The sequence below is a fragment of the Companilactobacillus insicii genome (assembly GCF_003946015.1).
GTDB classification, from domain to species: domain Bacteria; phylum Bacillota; class Bacilli; order Lactobacillales; family Lactobacillaceae; genus Companilactobacillus; species Companilactobacillus insicii.
On the sequence record NZ_RHNU01000003.1, the window covers coordinates 43,953 to 60,646 of the forward strand.

Consider the following 16,694-nt stretch of genomic DNA (forward strand, 5'->3'; position numbering starts at 1 on the left):
ATTATGAAAAAAGAGTTCTCAAAATGAGAACTCCATATTAACTTAATTGAAAATACGAACACCAAATGATGGCTCAAAACTTGAAGAAATTGTATCGATTTTGACATTAGTTCCTGGACGAAGAGCATTCAAATATTGATTGTTACCTAGATATAATGCGACATGATAACTTGCTCCCGCTGGACCCCAAAATACTAAATCACCACGTTGTAATTGATTAAGTGAGACCTTAGTACCAGCTGTTTCTTGTGGCACTGTCCATGATCCGATATTTTGACCGGTAACTTGACGGAAGACATACTGCATCAATCCTGAGCAATCGTAACTATCCGGTCCCTTTGCGTTCCAAACATATGGTTTGCCTAATTGTGACTTTGCTACTGAAATAATGTCATCAATAGTTTGTTCTTTGGACTTGCCATTTAGAGATACTGGCGCACGATTACTAGTTATTTGAGTTGAAACACCTGCAGGAATATAGCCACCACTACTCAACTCGTACCAAATTCCATCACTTTCTTGCAAGGTGGAAGAAACCTGAAGTAATGTTCCTGCTGATACACTACCCTGACTGCCTGATCCATAATTATCATTGTTATAAACTAATGTGTCTTTATTTACCTTAATAGCGGCAAAATTAGGATCCCAAGTATTAGCCGCATTTTGGTCAAAAACTTCATTAGTAATCTTAGTATATGTACCATCGATCCATTGATTACCGCCAATACGATACCAAGCATCCCCATTACTATCAATTACTTTTTCAGAGAATTTCCATTCGGTACCATTAGTTAACTTTTGACCAGAAGCAACTTTATTAGCACCATATCCGTTCCACAAATCGATACCGCCTTGTGGTGCATAACTGATTGTTGCTGTACCTGTATTATCATGTTGTAACTGAACATCACTTACTTTGACGTATTCATGTGTTGCCACGCGATAAAAGTTGCCCATATCAGCAATCGTTATTTTTTTATCAGTCGCCCAAGGAGTATTAGCTGCTAAAGCACGATTTGTAATTAATTTTCCGCTTTCGTTATAAATAGAAGTTACTTTTGTTGTCCTGACTACTTTATTAGTTGCAGCATCAACGTTGGTTGGATTGGACACGGCAATACCGCCAATGATTCCAGCACTGATTAATAGCGTAGTTAATATTTTTTTATCCATAATATAATAATCCTCATACTTATTTGTTTATACCTCTCTCAGAGTATCATCTACTAAGGATGTATTCAATGAAAAATATTATATGTTATCACACAAATAATAGTCACTTTTTAATGTAAAAAAGTGCATAATTAAAACATATTCAGACAACGAATTATATACTTGGGACATATTATTATTTGAGCCATTTTTTACTATCAAATTATTTGCAATTACATTTTTGGTTTATATTGAAACGATTCTCGGATTAAAATTACTGGATGTATGGGCATGTAAACATAGTGACGCGAACGGAAAAATCATTAGTCCTTATAAATAAAAAACATTAGAGGAAATTATTATGGAATCAGCAATATCATTAATTATTCTATTATTTGCGGTTGCAATCAGCATTATAGTCTCCAATATTATTCCTAAATTATCTGGAACATATATAAGTTTAATTCTAGGTATAATATTGGGCTTAATACCTTTTACCGATAGTTCAGTACTAGCATTTAACGATAAAATTTTTATGTTATTAGTTATTGCTCCCCTTCTTTTCTTTGAAGGACAGGAAACTAAGACCTATATAGTAAGAAAAAAGTTAAAAAATATCTTTAGTACTGCCATATTTTTAGCAATTATCTCTGCCATTACTACGACATTAATATTACATTCAGTTATAGGATTATCAGCATCATTGGCACTAATAATTGTCACAATCAGTGTTCCAACGGATGCAACTGCAATGGGTTCCGTAAGTGATGGTTTAATAATCCCAGATCAAATAAATACCGTCTTAAAAATGGAATCTTTATTTAATGATGCAACCGGAATTGTTTTATTACAGGCCGCTTTAATCTGGTTCAATACTGGGCACTTAGCATTCAGTCAAAATATATCATCGTTCCTTATTTCGGCAGTTGGAGGAGTATTGTTTGGCGGTATAATGGCATTACTATTCATGATATTCAGACAATCACTAGTTAGAACTAACTACAATTCGATAAATGCACAGAATTTACTATATTTAATGACGCCATTTATAATCTACCTTTTATCGGAAAAATTAGAAGTCTCAGGAATTATCGCTGTAGTTACTGCCGGATTAATTTTCAACAACGAAGCAAGACGTAGTAGATTTTCAGCGCCAAGACAATTCCACACCGGTGTTGAATTGTATAACTTTTTAACGGAGATACTTAATAGTTTTGTGTTTGTAGTCTTAGGCATTAACTTGACACGTATTGCTAAACAACAACTGAACGGTGCAAAATTACCTTTTAACTGGTTTGTGATTGCAATATTAATTTACATCACATCATTATTAGTACGATTCATATATAGCAAACTGGTAAGTAAATTTTCAACCAAACAAAGTATTATCTTCGCATTTGGTGGAGTACATGGATCTGTAACATTAGCAATGGCATTCTCAGTTATCGGTTCGAGTATTAGCAGTAATTCAAGAACTTTTAATTTCATTATTCTAATTGAATCAACCGTGATAATTATGAGTATGCTGGTACCAACTTTATTATTCAAAATTCTTTTACCAAAAGACGAATTCGATAATGAATCAAAAGTAAAAATTGATAACATTAGAAATAATATGGTCCAACTAGGAATTGAACATGTTCAAAATATGGATATAGACGAAGTCGTTAAACAGAGTGTCATATACGATTTGCGGGATCAAATAAAAAATAACAAAGTAAGCTCATTTCTTAAACAATGGAAATTTGCGGGATCTCAAGAAGCAATATTCACGCCCCATCAGAAACTTCAAGAACGCAGAGCTTTAATGGAAGCTTTCACATGTGAGACCCAATATCTCTATGAAATTGCATTGAAACACGTAATTGATTCTAAGTATATATATGATTTAAATAGTGAAGTATTATTGTCAGAATCATTAGTGTTAGATCCAGAAAACAATTTAACCGAGTAAGAGGTGTTTTTTCTCTAATATTTAATCCAATCACTGACCTGTTTATCGGCACGATCAACTTTGTTACCATCCACTACCAAGGCTGGGGCAAAGGTATTATTAACCGCTCCTTGTTGTCCAAGAATTTCTTTAATTACTTGAACACTATCACCCTGACCATATCCTCCTTCAGTCATGAAGGGGGATATTTTTTTATCAGACAATTTATTTCCATAAGTATTCAAAAAGGAGTTCATTGGATGTGATAACGTCATTGCCCAAATTTGATATCCAAGATAAATTGTTTGATATTGATCAAGACTTGGTAATTGCATATTTAGTTCTGGATAAGCCTGATTCTCTCTTTCAAAATTAGCTCTTGCTAACGTTCTTGGATAATTACTCGAATAAGGCTTTTTCACAGTGATTTCCAAAACATCGGCATTAGTTTCTTTTTCAATTTTACTAGCCAATAATTCAGTACTACCTGATCTTGAGAAATAAATAATAATACTTTTAGCAGAATCTGTTAACTTGCAAATAGGTTGATTATTTTTATTAGTATCCATTCCATCAGATGGAGTTCCTGCACCGTTAGCCCACTCAATACCAGTTTTTCCTAATTGATAAGCCATTATTTTTTGATCATCAATCGTTTCATTTTGTAATCTTTTGTTCAATTTCATATCCTCCAAAAATCAAATATCAATGAAAACAAAAAAGTCTAGTTACTTTAAATGAAAATAAATCTCCCACGTAACTAGACAATTTTAATTGTTTTGTTCAAATATAGTTCTGTTCCTTAATATACAGGTCTAGTCTCACCTTGTGTTGCGGCATCGGCGATACCAACTGAATCATCCTTCAAGTATTCTGGATCAGCAATGATTTTTACGATCACATCAGCCATACTTTGACGAGATCCTGAAACACCAACATATTGTTCACTCTTGTATGTGATATCATACTTAACTTCATCACGATCATTCAACCATGGAAATCGTAGTGTCGTTTATGGCAATCCAGATTCTGCAAGTAGTTTGTCAGCATTAATTGCAGCATCCAATCCACTCTTGACCATGCTGTAATTCCAACGACCAAACTCACCAGGAACTTCGTTATACAAACCTAACAGGCTTGATTCAATGACACGTTCAACCTTATTTTCTTTCATAGCTTTGATAACATTCTTAGTCATAGTATTGTTAGCATCGTGGTCAACAAAAGAAATATAGACAATATCTTGACCCTCCATCGCTTTATTAACTGTTTCAAAATCTTTGACATCACCATCAACCAAAGTAACGTTCTTATTAGAACTTAATTCAGCCAGACGATTACTATTACGTAATAATAATGTTAATTCAACATCTGATTGTTCCTTCAAAATACGATCTTCAACGATTCTTGCAATTTGTCCATTTGCGCCTAATACTAATACTTTTTTCATTTTTATCTCTCCAATTATTTTAGTTTAGCTAAACTTGTTCCAAATATTTGTTCAATTGTTACAGGATCACGGTGATCGAAGAATTGACTTTCTCCCTTATCAAGGCCATTCATAACCTTCATTTCATCATCTGTTAATTTGAAATCAAAGACATCGATATTTTCTTCCATACGATTTTTGTGTACTGACTTAGGAATAACGGTGATACCTCGTTGGAGTAGCCATCTTAGGATAACTTGACCATTTGATTTATTGTATTTATCTGCGATTCCTTTAATAGTTTTATTTGCAAAGATGTCATGCTTACCTTCAGCGAATGGCGCCCATGCTTCAACACGAATATCTTCTCCTTGATTGAAATTAACTTCAGAATTCTGTTGATACCAAGGGTTAACTTCAATTTGGTTAAGTACAGGCTTGATTTCATTTGATAATTCTAAGTTCTTTAATTGATCAGCGTAGAAATTAGAAACACCAATGGCATGAATCTTACCAGCTTTATAAGCATCTTCCAAAGCACGCCATGCACCTGAAACATCCCCATATGGTTGATGTAATAAATATAAATCTAGATAATCAACCCCAAGATTGTCTAATGATGTTTCAATAGCCTTTTGTGCTCTCTCAAAATTGGCATCTGAAACCCAGAGCTTAGATGTAATGAAGAGTTCTTTACGATCAACTCCACTGCGCTTGATAGCACGACCAACGGCTGTTTCATTTTGATAAGCTGCAGCTGTATCGATTAAACGATACCCAGATGAAATTGCATCAACAACTGCTTGTTCACATTGTTCTAAGTCTGTTACTTGAAATACTCCGAATCCTAACTGTGGCATTTCAACTCCATTATTTAATTTAACTGTTTCCATATTACTTACCTCTTTATTTAATTCATGAGTTCATTATATGTTCACATTGGGAGCTTGAAAATTACCAGATAAACATGCTACCATACGCTTGACGTATAGCATTTTAATGAGGTGATTTTTTGATAGATAACTATTTACTTGAGGAACTGGTTACTTTTAACAAATATGGAACACTTGCAGCCACAGCTGAAAAACTAATGGTAACTCAACCTACTATTACTAGAGGTATGCAGAAACTAGAAGATGAATTAGATGTTAAAATATTTGATCGCCAGCCTAATCATGTAGCTCTGACAAAAACTGGTATTTTGGCGGCTAAAGAAGCACAAAAAGTTCTTGATCAAAATAAAAGCTTCATTGATACAGTTCAAAAATATGAAGCGAGTCACACTACGATAAGGATTGGATCAATAGCACCCGGACCTATTATATTGTTGAAGTCTTTGAGTAATGTTGATGATAATGTTGTAATAAATGATTCTCTATTACAAACAGATTCAGTTATATCTAGTATAGAGGATCGTAGTTTTGCCATGATTATTACCAATCAAGAGATTATGACAGATTCGATTGAATCCCGATTCATTGGCAGTGAAAAATTATCAGTAAACTTAGACAAGTTCACCTACCTTGCCAACAAGACCTCGGTTACATTTGAAGAACTAAAAGGAATGAGTTTTGTCGTTGTCAATGATATCGGCATTTGGAAAAAAATTGTTCAAGACAATATTCCTGATGCTAGATTCATGTATCAAGAACAATTTGATGCTTTTACCGAAATAACTCAGTATTCTAACTTTCCATATTTCAGTACAAATGTCTCAGGTAAAGATAGCCATCATCTTCCAAATAATGACGATGATCGAATCAGAATTCCCATCAGTGACGATGCTGCTACGATAGACTTCTACGCTACTTATTTGAAGAATCAAAAGTCTAAAGTAAATCCTTTAATTAAGCTCATGTCACAAGCTTGGAACTAAAAACAATCGCTTCAAAAAAAACAGAATTCCTCTGATTATGAGGAATTCTGTTTTTCACATTATATATTATTTCAAATACTTATCTTTTTCAGCCAAAATCTTACGTACATCGTCAGTAGACTTAGTATCCATCATCGCATTTCTCAAATCAGTTGCTCCCAATTCTGGACGAGCATAAATTTTGAAGAACCGCTTCAAGGATGGAAAACGTGGTACATCATAATGAGTTGAAAAATCATCAAAGAGATTTAATTGCATTTGTAGTAAAGCTAATAATTCATCTAATGAATGTTTTTTAGGTTCTTTTTCAAAAGCAAACGGATTGGCAAAGACTCCTCGACCAATCATAATCCCATCCAATCCAGGGTGTTCCTTATATAGTTTCATGCCCGCTTGGTAATCCGGAATATCACCATTGATCTGAATCAAAGTCTGTGGTGCAATTTCATCTCGCATTTTAATTATGTCATCAATAAATTCCAGATGAGCAGGCACCTTACTCATTTCCATTTTTGTACGTAAGTGAATTGTTAAAACATCAACATTTTGGTGCAGTAAAAATGGAATCCAATCTTCGAATTCTTCCGGCTTACTATAGCCAAGTCGTGTCTTAGCACTGACGGCTAAGCCTGAGGTTTTTGCGGCAGCAATCACATCCTGAGCCCATTCATGATTACGTATCAAATCACTACCACCGTGATTTTTAATAACAGTACCATCAGGACATCCCATATTGATATCAATAGCTTGAAAACCTTGTTCTGCTAAATAAACAGCTGCAGTTTCAAAATCAGTCGCTTCATTTCCCCAAAGTTGCACAACTGGACGATTTTTTTCTCTTGAATCCATATAAAGTCTTCCGTGAACAGGAAACTTTGTATTAGGATCAGTGATGGCTTTAGCGTAAACAAATTCACTAAAAAAAGTGTCCGGCGCACATGCTTGGGTGATTACTTGACGAAAAACTGTATTGCTAACAGCTTCCATCGGAGCCATTGTAAAGAACGGACGATGTTCTTCTTTTGCTTGATTTGAAATTTTTGACCAAAATGCTGATTCTGTCAAACTAGTTTACCTCTTTAGTTATTAATTATTTTCTATCATTAATATATTACTAGTTTGCTTTCGAAGAATCTAATATTTAAATTTGAAACCAATCATACATACTAACCAAATTTAAAAACTAATAGAAAATTTATTAAAAATGTATTGCCTTAAAGTAAGGTTCAAGGTTTATGATAACCATACAAATTAAACAAGAAGGTAAATAATGATGACAAACGTATTAATTATCGGAGCCACAGGTTCCGTTGGCCAAACAACTCGCAATTACTTTTTAGACAACACAAATGACAATCTAACTCTAATGTCACGTCATCCACAAAGATTGAATATCGATGATACCCGTGAAAAAGTTATCCAAGGTGATGTTACTGATCAAACAATTATGAGTGAAGCACTTAAAGGACAAGACGTTGTCTTCGCTACACTTAGTGGTAATCTAGCAAAAATGGCTGATAGTATTGTGAAGGCTATGGACAAATCAGATGTTAAACGTCTCCTATTCATTACTTCAATGGGTATCTATAATGAAATTCCTGCATCCATTGGTGCCGGTGGTAACCTCTCATCTAATCCAATGTTACAAACATATCGTAATGCAGCTGATATCATTGAAGCATCTGATTTGAATTATACGGTGATCCGTCCAGGATGGTTCGATAATAGTAACGATATAGACTACGAGATCACACATAAAGGTGAACCATTCGGTGGACACGACGTCTCAATTAAAAGCATCGCCAATTTAGTAGTTAGATTAGCCCATGATTCCAAACTTGGTTCACGTGATAGTTTAGGAATTAATAGAAAATAATAGTTGAAGATAAACAAAGAATGAAAAATACAATGGACATTGGCAAAATTATATATTCTGCCAATGTCTTTTTTTCTAAAAATATTTATAATTCATTGGAAAAAATCATTAACTAAGTTAAACTCTTTAGTTAGAAAAAACAAAAGAGGGTTTTATTTATGAGTAAGTTCTCAGTTTTAATAACACTTTTCGCCGCCTTGGCGACTCCACTAATAATGGCACGTTTTCGAATCACCAGAATTCCCGGAACAGTTGCTGAGATAATCATGGGCATTATTATCGGTAAAACAGGATTAAATATTATTCAACCAAGTTCCACATTAACCTACTTAGCCAATCTAGGTGTTATCATGTTGATTTTCCTAGGTGGAATGGAAATAGATTTTTCACTATTTGAAAAAAAGCCAAAAGGATCTGAAAAATCTCCTCTAGGTTTAGCATTCGGTAGTTTCATATCAGTTTTAATCATGTCAATAATTTTAAGTGTGGCCTTGTATTACACTGGTCTCTTTAACAACATTATTTTAGCAACCATCTTAGTCAGCACAATTGCCCTAGGCGTCATCATATCGTTGCTTACAGAAGTTGGACTACTAGATAACGAATACGGTCAAACCATGTTGCTGATTTCAGCAATGGGAGAATTTATCCCCTTAGTTGCTTTGACAATTTATTCCGCTGTTCAACAACGAAATTACTTTTCAGCCTTCCTTTTACCAGTCATCTTCATTGCTGCCATTGCTCTATTGAGACGATTCAAGCCCATTTACGTCTTCTTCGACAACATAGACAAAACAACAACTCAACTAGATATTCGTTTAGCTTTCTTCCTAATATTCACACTAGTAACTGTAGCCGAACAAATTGGCGCTGAAAGTATCCTAGGTGCTTTCTTGGCAGGTGTAGTTATGAAATTGCTCAATCCCAAAAAAGATACTCAAGAAAAGCTTAGTTCAATGGCATATGGTTTCTTTGTACCAATTTTCTTTATAGTTACTGGAGTAAATCTAAATCTCAGAACTATGCTTAAAGATTACAATGCCCTATTATTGATTCCAATATTCTTTGTTGCTTTTATATTAGCCAAATCAATTATTTATTTTGTTTTGAAACACAAGTTTGGCAGAAAATATTCGTTTGGTGCTTCAATTCTTATGTCAACGACCATTACTCTAGTCCTTCCTATCTTACAAGTTGGTCAAAATCTTAAAATTATTAATGAAGCACAAAATGGCGCCATCACATTGGCAGCTATTATTACATGTATCGTTTGTCCAATAATATTCAATAAAATATTGAGTTCTGACGAACCAGAAATTCAGGAAAATTAAAGACTTCAATTGAAGTCTAAACCATGATATTATGTACTTGGAGGTGAATTGATATGACTGTTACATCATTAAGATTTAAAGACGATCAATATAAACAGGTTAAAGACTTAGCAAAATTCTACGGTATCTCGGTAACCGAATTTATGAGACAAACCGTACTTGAAAAGATCAACGATGAAAACGATTATCAAGATGCTATGAGGAACCTTAAAGAAAGTCATGGCGAAACCGTTAAGCGTACGGAAATACTTAAAAGATTGAATCTAAATTGAATACATATACTTGGGAATTCGCCAAAAAAGCTGATAAGGAATTCAGCAAACTAGACAAGCAAATTCAAATTAGAATTATAAAATGGCTAGACATGCATATTGAAGCTTCTAACAATCCTCGTGCCTGGGGAAAAGCATTGGAAGGCGACTTAGGAACGCTTTGGAGATATCGTATTGGAAAATATCGATTAATAGCGGATATACACGATGATAAATTCGTAGTTGTAATTCTAAAATCCTCTAAAAGAAATGATATTTATAAAAATTAAAAATAAGGTAGAAACCATCTAAAAATGATTTCTACCTTATTTTTTAATTTTACATATGTGAAGTCAAAACTTTAACAAATTCAGCTAGCTCAACTTCATTATCTTCAGTGAATCTATTCAATGACGGTGAATCAATGTCTAAAACACCAATTTTTTTGCCGTCTTTAGTAATTGGAACAACTATTTCAGAATTACTAGCACTGTCACATGCAATATGTCCTGGAAATTCATGAACATTAGCAACGCGATGAATACTTTGATCTTTAAAGGCTGTACCTACCACACCGGATCCTACTTTGATATGCATACAGGCAACTTTACCTTGAAAAGGTCCGAGATCTAACTCACCTGTCTTATCGTTATACAAATAAAAACCAGACCAATTCAAATCATCATATGTATCATTAATCAAAGCACTGGCATTAGCTAAATTCGTAATCAAGTTGGTCTCTTGATATAATAGCGCATCTAACTGTTGATTCATCAATGTCATTTCTTTTTCTTGCATTTAAAGTTCCTCCTGAATTATGGCTTCTTAACTATATTACGGTTAACAATGTATCGAGTGATCACTCCTCTAATATCAAACTGAGCAATCAACGTCGCCATAATAACCAAGCTTCCACCTATAATTAAATTTTGAGTTAGAGATTCAACGTGGAATATTACTGAAACAATGCTGGCAAATAACGATTCAGTCATTAATACTAATCCAGCAGTCACAGTATCAGTGTATTTTTGACTAATCATTTGAATAACTTGTGCTGCAAACGTAGCGACTACACCCAAATAAATAACTGGTCCAATAGCCACTCCCCAATTTATTTGAGGTAACTTACCGACATCAACCGTTAATGAATACAATATGCCACAAATAGCCTGAACAAATCCTAATTGGAATGCCAGTACTTGTGGCCGAGCATTCTTTGTCGCATATCCATAGTAAGTCATTTGCAATGCATAAAAAATTGCACTAAGGATTGTTAAGAAATCTCCAATATGGAATTTCAAACCACTCGAAACAATTCCAGTCAAAAACACCATCCCAAGTATACATAATACAATAGATACGTAAATTTTTAGTGGCGGAACTCTTTTGAAAAATAACCAGGCAATAAATGGCAGCAAAATAACATAAATTGATGTTATAAATGAACTATTACTTGGCGTTGTGTATTCCAACCCTGTTGATTGTAATTGAACCACAACAAAATTGAAAACGGCGCAAACCGCCCCAATTTTAAACTCTTTCCAAGTCATCGTATGGATGATTCTTCGAAAAAAAATATAGACTAATATTGACGAAATAATACCTCGCAATGTATTAATAACTGACGGTGGCATATTGCCCGCAATCGCCATTTTGATAAATGTGTAACTAGTTCCCCACATGAAAGCAACCAGCAATAGATTCCTATTTGCTCGTGATTGCACCATCAAACCACCTGTTTCGATAATTAATGTTGATAATATTAGTCTTACTATGATTCATACGCAATAACATTTTTTATATTTTTTCAGAAATCTTAACTATTGTTCTACCAACATGCTTACCTTGCCTTAATTGTTCTATAACTTGTGGAACATTATCCAAATTCACTTCATTATATTTTATATTTTCAAAAATATTCCATTCATCGACAAAGCGATTCCAAATCACTGAACGTTTTTCAATTGGATAACTGACAGAGTCTATTCCGAGTATATTAATACCTCTTAATATAAATGGTAAAACAGTTGTATTCAAACTTATTCCGCCAGCATTTCCACACATTGTCATACTGCCACCATAACAAATCTGAGGAAGTAATTCAGACGCTACATTGCCACCAACAGTATCTAAAACAAAATCAAATCGTTGTTTCTCTAGTGGCTTACCGCTTATTTGAATATTTCTTGAATCAACCACGTTAGCCGCACCTAGTCTCATTGCTATTTTCGATTGATAGTCTTTTCTCACAAGTGAATTTATATGATTGAATCCCATTTTTAACAATATTTGTACCGCAACACTGCCAACACCACCAGTTGATCCAGTCACTAAAACTTGAGGATCATCTTTAACAGACATACCGTTTGCAAGCAACTTTTCAACTGACAATCCTGAGGTAAATCCAGCTGTCCCAATCATCATTGATTGTTTCATTGACATACCGCTAGGTAATTTTATGATCCAATCCGCTGGAATTCTGGCATATTCTGACAGACCACCCGTGTGCGACATACCAACTTTGAACCCTGTAACTAACACCTCATCACCAATTTCAAATCTGATATCATCTGACTCAACTACGATTCCGCTCAGATCAATTCCAGGAATCATTGGATAACTCCGAATAACTCCCCCATTAGGTTGAACTGCCAACATATCCTTGTAATTAAGTGAACTGTACATAACTTTTATCAATACGTTACCAGCTGATAAATCATCAATCGATAGATTTTTAATACCATACCCATTTTCATCCACAGTAATTGCTTTAAATTTTTTCATAAAAATACCTCAAATTATCTTTCCATTTAAGAATATCATGAAAATTAAAAATACCAGAAACCCCAATAAGGATTTCTGGTATTTTAGTTTGGTTTTGTTCAAAAAACAACTGATTCCTAGTGACTATAGATTAAAGTACTTCAACAGTAGCTGATGTTACACCGTATGAAGGGATTGATGCATTAGGCATAGCAACGTCCAATTGTTGTGGGTTGCTGTATGCAAATGTTCCTGTATCATTAACTGTTCTGTACAATACTGTACCGTCAGCTAAAGTAATCTTCAATTGTGTACCCTTAGGGAATACTGACAAGTTAGCAGCAACACCGCTGTAACCCATGTTTGAACCTAATACAGCTGGATCATAGAAACTGATTTTGAATGTTCCTTGCGATACACCTGATGTACTTGTAGTGTTTTGTGTTTGTGTAGCTGCTTGTGTCGTAGCAACTGGTGTTTGTACTTCTTGAGTTGCTGCAGGTTGTGCAGTTGTTGTATCACTTGCTTGTGTTGTAGTTGTTGCTGAAGGAAGATATACTGTTTCTCCTGGGAAAATCAAGTCAAATCCACCGACAACACGTCCGTTAGCTTGTTCAAGTTCTGCAATTGTAACTCCATTATTAGCAGCGATACTCTTGTAAGTATCCCCTGCTTCAACTGTCACGCGAGTGCTGTCTACGGTGATCGCAGCTTCAGCAGTCTTTGCAGTTGCTCCCATTGCAGTTAGGGCTGTTGTACTAAGTAAAGCAATAGATAATACTTTTTTCATAAATTTAAAACATCCTCATATTTTTTTTAGCTCTCAACGCTATGAGTGATACTATAACAGGGTTACATTACATATAAACCTAAATAATATTACAAAAACTGAACTTTACGTAATATAAGTAACACAAATGAAACAATTGATAAGTAAAAACCTATCGTATCAATAAACACCGCCTACGTAAAATTTCAGAAAAATTATTATAATTTACAGGTTTTTTTGAAATTTTTTTTAATAGTTTATTAGGCAAAAATAAAAAAGCCCGTAATATAGGCTTTTTACTATTTTTCATCTTATGAAAAATATTTCAATAATTCAAAGCTCATTCTAATAAGCTCAAACGAATGTTGGTTTTGCAATTTATTCAAGGATAAAGTATTATTACTCATTTTTCTTAACTCATTTAGATCCTGAAATGCCTTTGCTACTAAATTATATTCGAATAATTCAGGCCCAAAGTAAGTAGAGTAAATTCGATTTTGTTCTACGAATGGCGCACCGTATGGCTTTTCTAGTAATTTATCAAAAAACTCACTGTCAAATTGTTCCCAATCATTACCAGGATAATCTAAAACAAAATTGGCTAGTTTGGAGCTTTGAGTAGAAATAAAGGATGTCATCAAGATCCAGCTCATTTTTTGAGATGTTTGCATTTTCTTAGCCAGAGCTGTTGCTAAATAGATTTCAAATGAATATTTGGAATCTTTAATACCATACTTTAACTCCAAATCATCAATCAAAGTAAAGGCATTATCTAAATAAACATCCCCACAAGTTTTTTCATTCATAAAATCATCCATCGTTTCCTGATCATAAATGCTCAACTTGCCAATATCGATCAAATCATCTAATGATAATCTCGAGTTACCTTTTAAACTTATAAGAACACCCTTACTATCGCGTTTCAAAGTTTGAATTACTTCCCTGCTACTCTTAGTCCACGGTTGAATCAATGAATCATTCTTCATCACTGAATAATAAGTTACATTAGACATTTTCTTTTTGATTCTCTAATTCCTCTTCAAATTTTGCCAAGTGTTCATCGTAAGTATCTATCTTCATAGAAATACGATCGTATGTATTCTGCATATCATCAAGCTTAGACTTGATCAAAGAACGTTGCTCCTCAAGAATTTCCTTGCGACGAGCTACTGTAGAATCACCTTGACCAAAAAGCGAAATATATTCAGCTAATGATTCAACCGACATTCCAGACATTCTCATGCATTTGGCAAAATTGATCCAATTTTCGTCTTCTTGTGTAAAATCTCGATAACCAACATTATTACGATGAACAGGTGGGATCAAACCAACCTTCTCATAGTATCTAATTGTTGCTTCACTGAGTTCATATTTTTTAGCTACTTCTTTTATATTCATTTAAACACCTCTAAGCTCTTGATATTCCAAGACTTTCATTTTGATATAGCGTAGGTTCATTAATAATACGAGTTGCTAAATCTGCAACACTTCTTCTCGAAACATTTCTACCGACAAACGTCTCGCCCTTAAATGTAATTTGATAATTCAGGTCAGTATTATTATCGAACCAACTCGGTCGAATAACTGTTGAATCAAGATCAGATTCTTCTATAATATCTGCTGCTTTACGATAAGGAACTAATACGGGTTCAATATTTTCACTATCATTATCCGAAATTTCATTATAAATTCCCATAGAACTAATCAAAATAACTCGTTTTACCTCATTATTATGCATGGCATCCACAACATTTTGAGTAATTAATGGCAAATACCCAGTTACGCTAATAAAAACAACATCCTGATTTTCGACCGCCACATTAACATCATTAGGATCTGTGGCATCTCCAGAAAATACCGTCTCACGTTTCTCATCAATTTCTCCCAGTCGACTGGAATCCCTCACGAACAAAGTCAAATGATTATCACTCGAATTCAATAAATCTCTTCTAACTACTGAACCGATTGATCCACTAGCACCAATCAATAATACATTTTCCATTATAATCGCCTCTTGTTTCCTTCTCGATTCATTCTATGATATTAATATAAACCTTAAACTACACTTTAAAGCAAGACATTTATTTATATTTATTTATTCTAATAACTATTGCTATAAAGCCTACTTGAAGGTTTATTATTATAATGAATTATTGGAATTCATCTTTATCCTTTTTTCAAATCTGTTAACTTAGACAGACTAGCAAAACATACTTCGAATAATAATGAATGTGAAAATAATCACCATTTCATATTCTTATTGGTTTAAAATATAAATATAGCTAATGAAGGAGCAGCTTATGAATAATGTTTTAATTTTGGGAACCCCAGTAACAAATAATTCAGAAATATATAATCTAATTGATAGTCGATCTAGAACCACTATTATAGGAAGAAACTTTTTAAATCGAAATGTACTAGATCCTGCTATGAAGGGTCAAGATACTGTCATAGTAACTCTAGATGAAAGTTCCAACATAGATTTAATTCCTACGATTGTTGAATCAATGAAAATTTATCAAGTAAAAGAATTAATTTTACTTGATAAACTCTCCAACACAAATTCTAGGGTGGATAATATTTCAACTGAGTTTTTAAAATTATCAGGATTAAACTACAAAATACTAGATCCCATTGATTGATACGCTGTTCTTAATTAAAGGAGGAATTATTTTGAAATCTATTGTTATTTATTTTTCGTTATCAGGAAATACCAAAAATGCCGCTGAATCAATTGCCAAAAAAACTGGTTCTGATATTAAACCTTTAAATGTTAATCAAGCTTGGCCAACAAACTTTGATGACTTAGCTGCACTCGCACAAAAGCAACGTGACACTGACACTCATCCCGAAATTTCTAGTGAAATAAACTTAGACAATTATGACAAAATCTATTTAGGATATCCCACTTGGTACGAACAACCACCTATGGTAATAAATAGCTTCTTCGACAAATTCAACGTAAGCAACAAAACGATTGTACCATTTTCAACTAGTGGTTCGAGTACCTTCGAAATCACCGTTCCGTACGTGCAAAGAATGATAAAGGATAAAAATATTAAACTAGAAAAAGGCTTCAGAGCTAACTCTGAAGATGAAATTACAAATGGATTAAAGTAATGTTTATAATCAAAACATGAAAAAGACCAGATCGTGAAAATCTCTGAAGATTTCTCGAACTGGTCTTTTTGTATAAAAATATAGACACTATAATAACAAACTACTTATCCATTCTTTTCTTAAAATATAGAAATACTCCAACAATCAAACCTATTCGTACTATTTGAATAACCAGGTACGAACTAAAAAGTGTC

General features: G+C 33.7%; 19 protein-coding genes and 1 pseudogene. 8 read left to right on the top strand and 12 right to left on the bottom strand.

The window, feature by feature from the left end:
- Window positions 1-42: 42 nt before the first annotated feature.
- Window positions 43-1,173, bottom strand: a complete 1,131-nt coding sequence (locus EKM79_RS01585) for a C40 family peptidase (protein WP_125565388.1) — start codon at window positions 1,171-1,173, stop codon at window positions 43-45.
- Between the two features lie 340 nt (window positions 1,174-1,513).
- Between EKM79_RS01585 and EKM79_RS01590 the strand changes: the two genes are divergently transcribed.
- Window positions 1,514-3,106, top strand: a complete 1,593-nt coding sequence (locus EKM79_RS01590) for a cation:proton antiporter (protein ID WP_125565389.1) — start codon at window positions 1,514-1,516, stop codon at window positions 3,104-3,106.
- 14 nt (window positions 3,107-3,120) lie between these two features.
- Here EKM79_RS01590 and EKM79_RS01595 read toward each other — a convergent pair whose 3' ends face one another.
- The 3 genes and pseudogenes from EKM79_RS01595 to EKM79_RS01605 all read right to left on the bottom strand — a co-directional run bounded on the left by EKM79_RS01595 (window position 3,121) and on the right by EKM79_RS01605 (window position 5,407).
- Window positions 3,121-3,771, bottom strand: coding sequence for a flavodoxin (locus EKM79_RS01595; RefSeq protein WP_125565390.1), 651 nt, complete (start codon window positions 3,769-3,771; stop codon window positions 3,121-3,123).
- Window positions 3,772-3,887: 116 nt separating this feature from the next.
- Window positions 3,888-4,535, bottom strand: a pseudogene (locus EKM79_RS01600) (NAD(P)H-binding protein).
- A gap of 14 nt (window positions 4,536-4,549) precedes the next feature.
- Window positions 4,550-5,407, bottom strand: coding sequence for an aldo/keto reductase (locus EKM79_RS01605; protein WP_125565391.1), 858 nt, complete (start codon window positions 5,405-5,407; stop codon window positions 4,550-4,552).
- Window positions 5,408-5,526: 119 nt separating this feature from the next.
- Here EKM79_RS01605 and EKM79_RS01610 point away from each other — a divergent pair, with 119 nt between their 5' ends.
- A complete protein-coding gene (locus EKM79_RS01610; RefSeq protein ID WP_125565392.1) occupies window positions 5,527-6,390 on the top strand; it encodes a LysR family transcriptional regulator in 864 nt (287 codons plus the stop codon).
- A gap of 66 nt (window positions 6,391-6,456) precedes the next feature.
- Here EKM79_RS01610 and EKM79_RS01615 read toward each other — a convergent pair whose 3' ends face one another.
- Entirely contained in the window at window positions 6,457-7,455 is a 999-nt protein-coding gene (locus EKM79_RS01615) for a tRNA dihydrouridine synthase (protein ID WP_125565393.1), read from the bottom strand.
- Window positions 7,456-7,663: 208 nt separating this feature from the next.
- Here EKM79_RS01615 and EKM79_RS01620 point away from each other — a divergent pair, with 208 nt between their 5' ends.
- From EKM79_RS01620 to EKM79_RS01635, 4 genes are all read left to right on the top strand, one after another.
- Window positions 7,664-8,266 (top strand): NAD(P)H-binding protein, encoded by a 603-nt coding sequence (locus EKM79_RS01620; protein ID WP_125565462.1) that lies wholly within the window; start codon window positions 7,664-7,666, stop codon window positions 8,264-8,266.
- A gap of 158 nt (window positions 8,267-8,424) precedes the next feature.
- Complete coding sequence (locus tag EKM79_RS01625; protein WP_125565394.1) at window positions 8,425-9,597, top strand: cation:proton antiporter; 1,173 nt, start codon at window positions 8,425-8,427, stop codon at window positions 9,595-9,597.
- A 53-nt stretch (window positions 9,598-9,650) separates the two neighbouring features.
- Window positions 9,651-9,869, top strand: a complete 219-nt coding sequence (relB, locus tag EKM79_RS01630; protein ID WP_125565395.1) for a type II toxin-antitoxin system RelB family antitoxin — start codon at window positions 9,651-9,653, stop codon at window positions 9,867-9,869.
- Entirely contained in the window at window positions 9,866-10,138 is a 273-nt protein-coding gene (locus EKM79_RS01635) for a type II toxin-antitoxin system RelE family toxin (RefSeq protein WP_125565396.1), read from the top strand. Before relB ends, EKM79_RS01635 begins: the two co-directional genes overlap by 4 nt.
- Window positions 10,139-10,187: 49 nt before the next feature.
- Here EKM79_RS01635 and EKM79_RS01640 read toward each other — a convergent pair whose 3' ends face one another.
- From EKM79_RS01640 to EKM79_RS01670, 7 genes are all read right to left on the bottom strand, one after another.
- Window positions 10,188-10,646, bottom strand: a complete 459-nt coding sequence (locus tag EKM79_RS01640; protein ID WP_425454015.1) for a GAF domain-containing protein — start codon at window positions 10,644-10,646, stop codon at window positions 10,188-10,190.
- 17 nt (window positions 10,647-10,663) lie between these two features.
- Window positions 10,664-11,575 carry a DMT family transporter gene (locus tag EKM79_RS01645; protein WP_125565397.1) on the bottom strand — a complete coding sequence of 304 codons (912 nt, stop codon included), beginning with the start codon at window positions 11,573-11,575 and terminating at the stop codon, window positions 10,664-10,666.
- A gap of 70 nt (window positions 11,576-11,645) precedes the next feature.
- On the bottom strand, window positions 11,646-12,632 hold the full coding sequence (locus EKM79_RS01650) for a YhdH/YhfP family quinone oxidoreductase (protein ID WP_125565398.1): 987 nt from the start codon (window positions 12,630-12,632) through the stop codon (window positions 11,646-11,648).
- Window positions 12,633-12,762: 130 nt separating this feature from the next.
- Window positions 12,763-13,401 carry a DPBB and LysM peptidoglycan-binding domain-containing protein gene (locus EKM79_RS01655; RefSeq protein WP_125565399.1) on the bottom strand — a complete coding sequence of 213 codons (639 nt, stop codon included), beginning with the start codon at window positions 13,399-13,401 and terminating at the stop codon, window positions 12,763-12,765.
- A 290-nt stretch (window positions 13,402-13,691) separates the two neighbouring features.
- Window positions 13,692-14,393 (bottom strand): hypothetical protein, encoded by a 702-nt coding sequence (locus EKM79_RS01660; RefSeq protein ID WP_125565400.1) that lies wholly within the window; start codon window positions 14,391-14,393, stop codon window positions 13,692-13,694.
- The gene (locus EKM79_RS01665; RefSeq protein WP_125565401.1) at window positions 14,386-14,778 is read right to left on the bottom strand and encodes a MerR family transcriptional regulator; all 393 of its coding nucleotides are present in this window, start codon (window positions 14,776-14,778) and stop codon (window positions 14,386-14,388) included. Before EKM79_RS01665 ends, EKM79_RS01660 begins: the two co-directional genes overlap by 8 nt.
- Window positions 14,779-14,788: 10 nt before the next feature.
- A complete protein-coding gene (locus EKM79_RS01670; protein WP_281273194.1) occupies window positions 14,789-15,388 on the bottom strand; it encodes an NAD(P)H-binding protein in 600 nt (199 codons plus the stop codon).
- A 292-nt stretch (window positions 15,389-15,680) separates the two neighbouring features.
- Here EKM79_RS01670 and EKM79_RS01675 point away from each other — a divergent pair, with 292 nt between their 5' ends.
- Both EKM79_RS01675 and EKM79_RS01680 read left to right on the top strand, forming a co-directional pair.
- The gene (locus tag EKM79_RS01675; RefSeq protein ID WP_125565403.1) at window positions 15,681-16,022 is read left to right on the top strand and encodes a Rossmann-fold NAD(P)-binding domain-containing protein; all 342 of its coding nucleotides are present in this window, start codon (window positions 15,681-15,683) and stop codon (window positions 16,020-16,022) included.
- 31 nt (window positions 16,023-16,053) lie between these two features.
- On the top strand, window positions 16,054-16,500 hold the full coding sequence (locus tag EKM79_RS01680) for a flavodoxin (RefSeq protein ID WP_164505974.1): 447 nt from the start codon (window positions 16,054-16,056) through the stop codon (window positions 16,498-16,500).
- The last annotated feature ends 194 nt before the right edge of the window (window positions 16,501-16,694 follow it).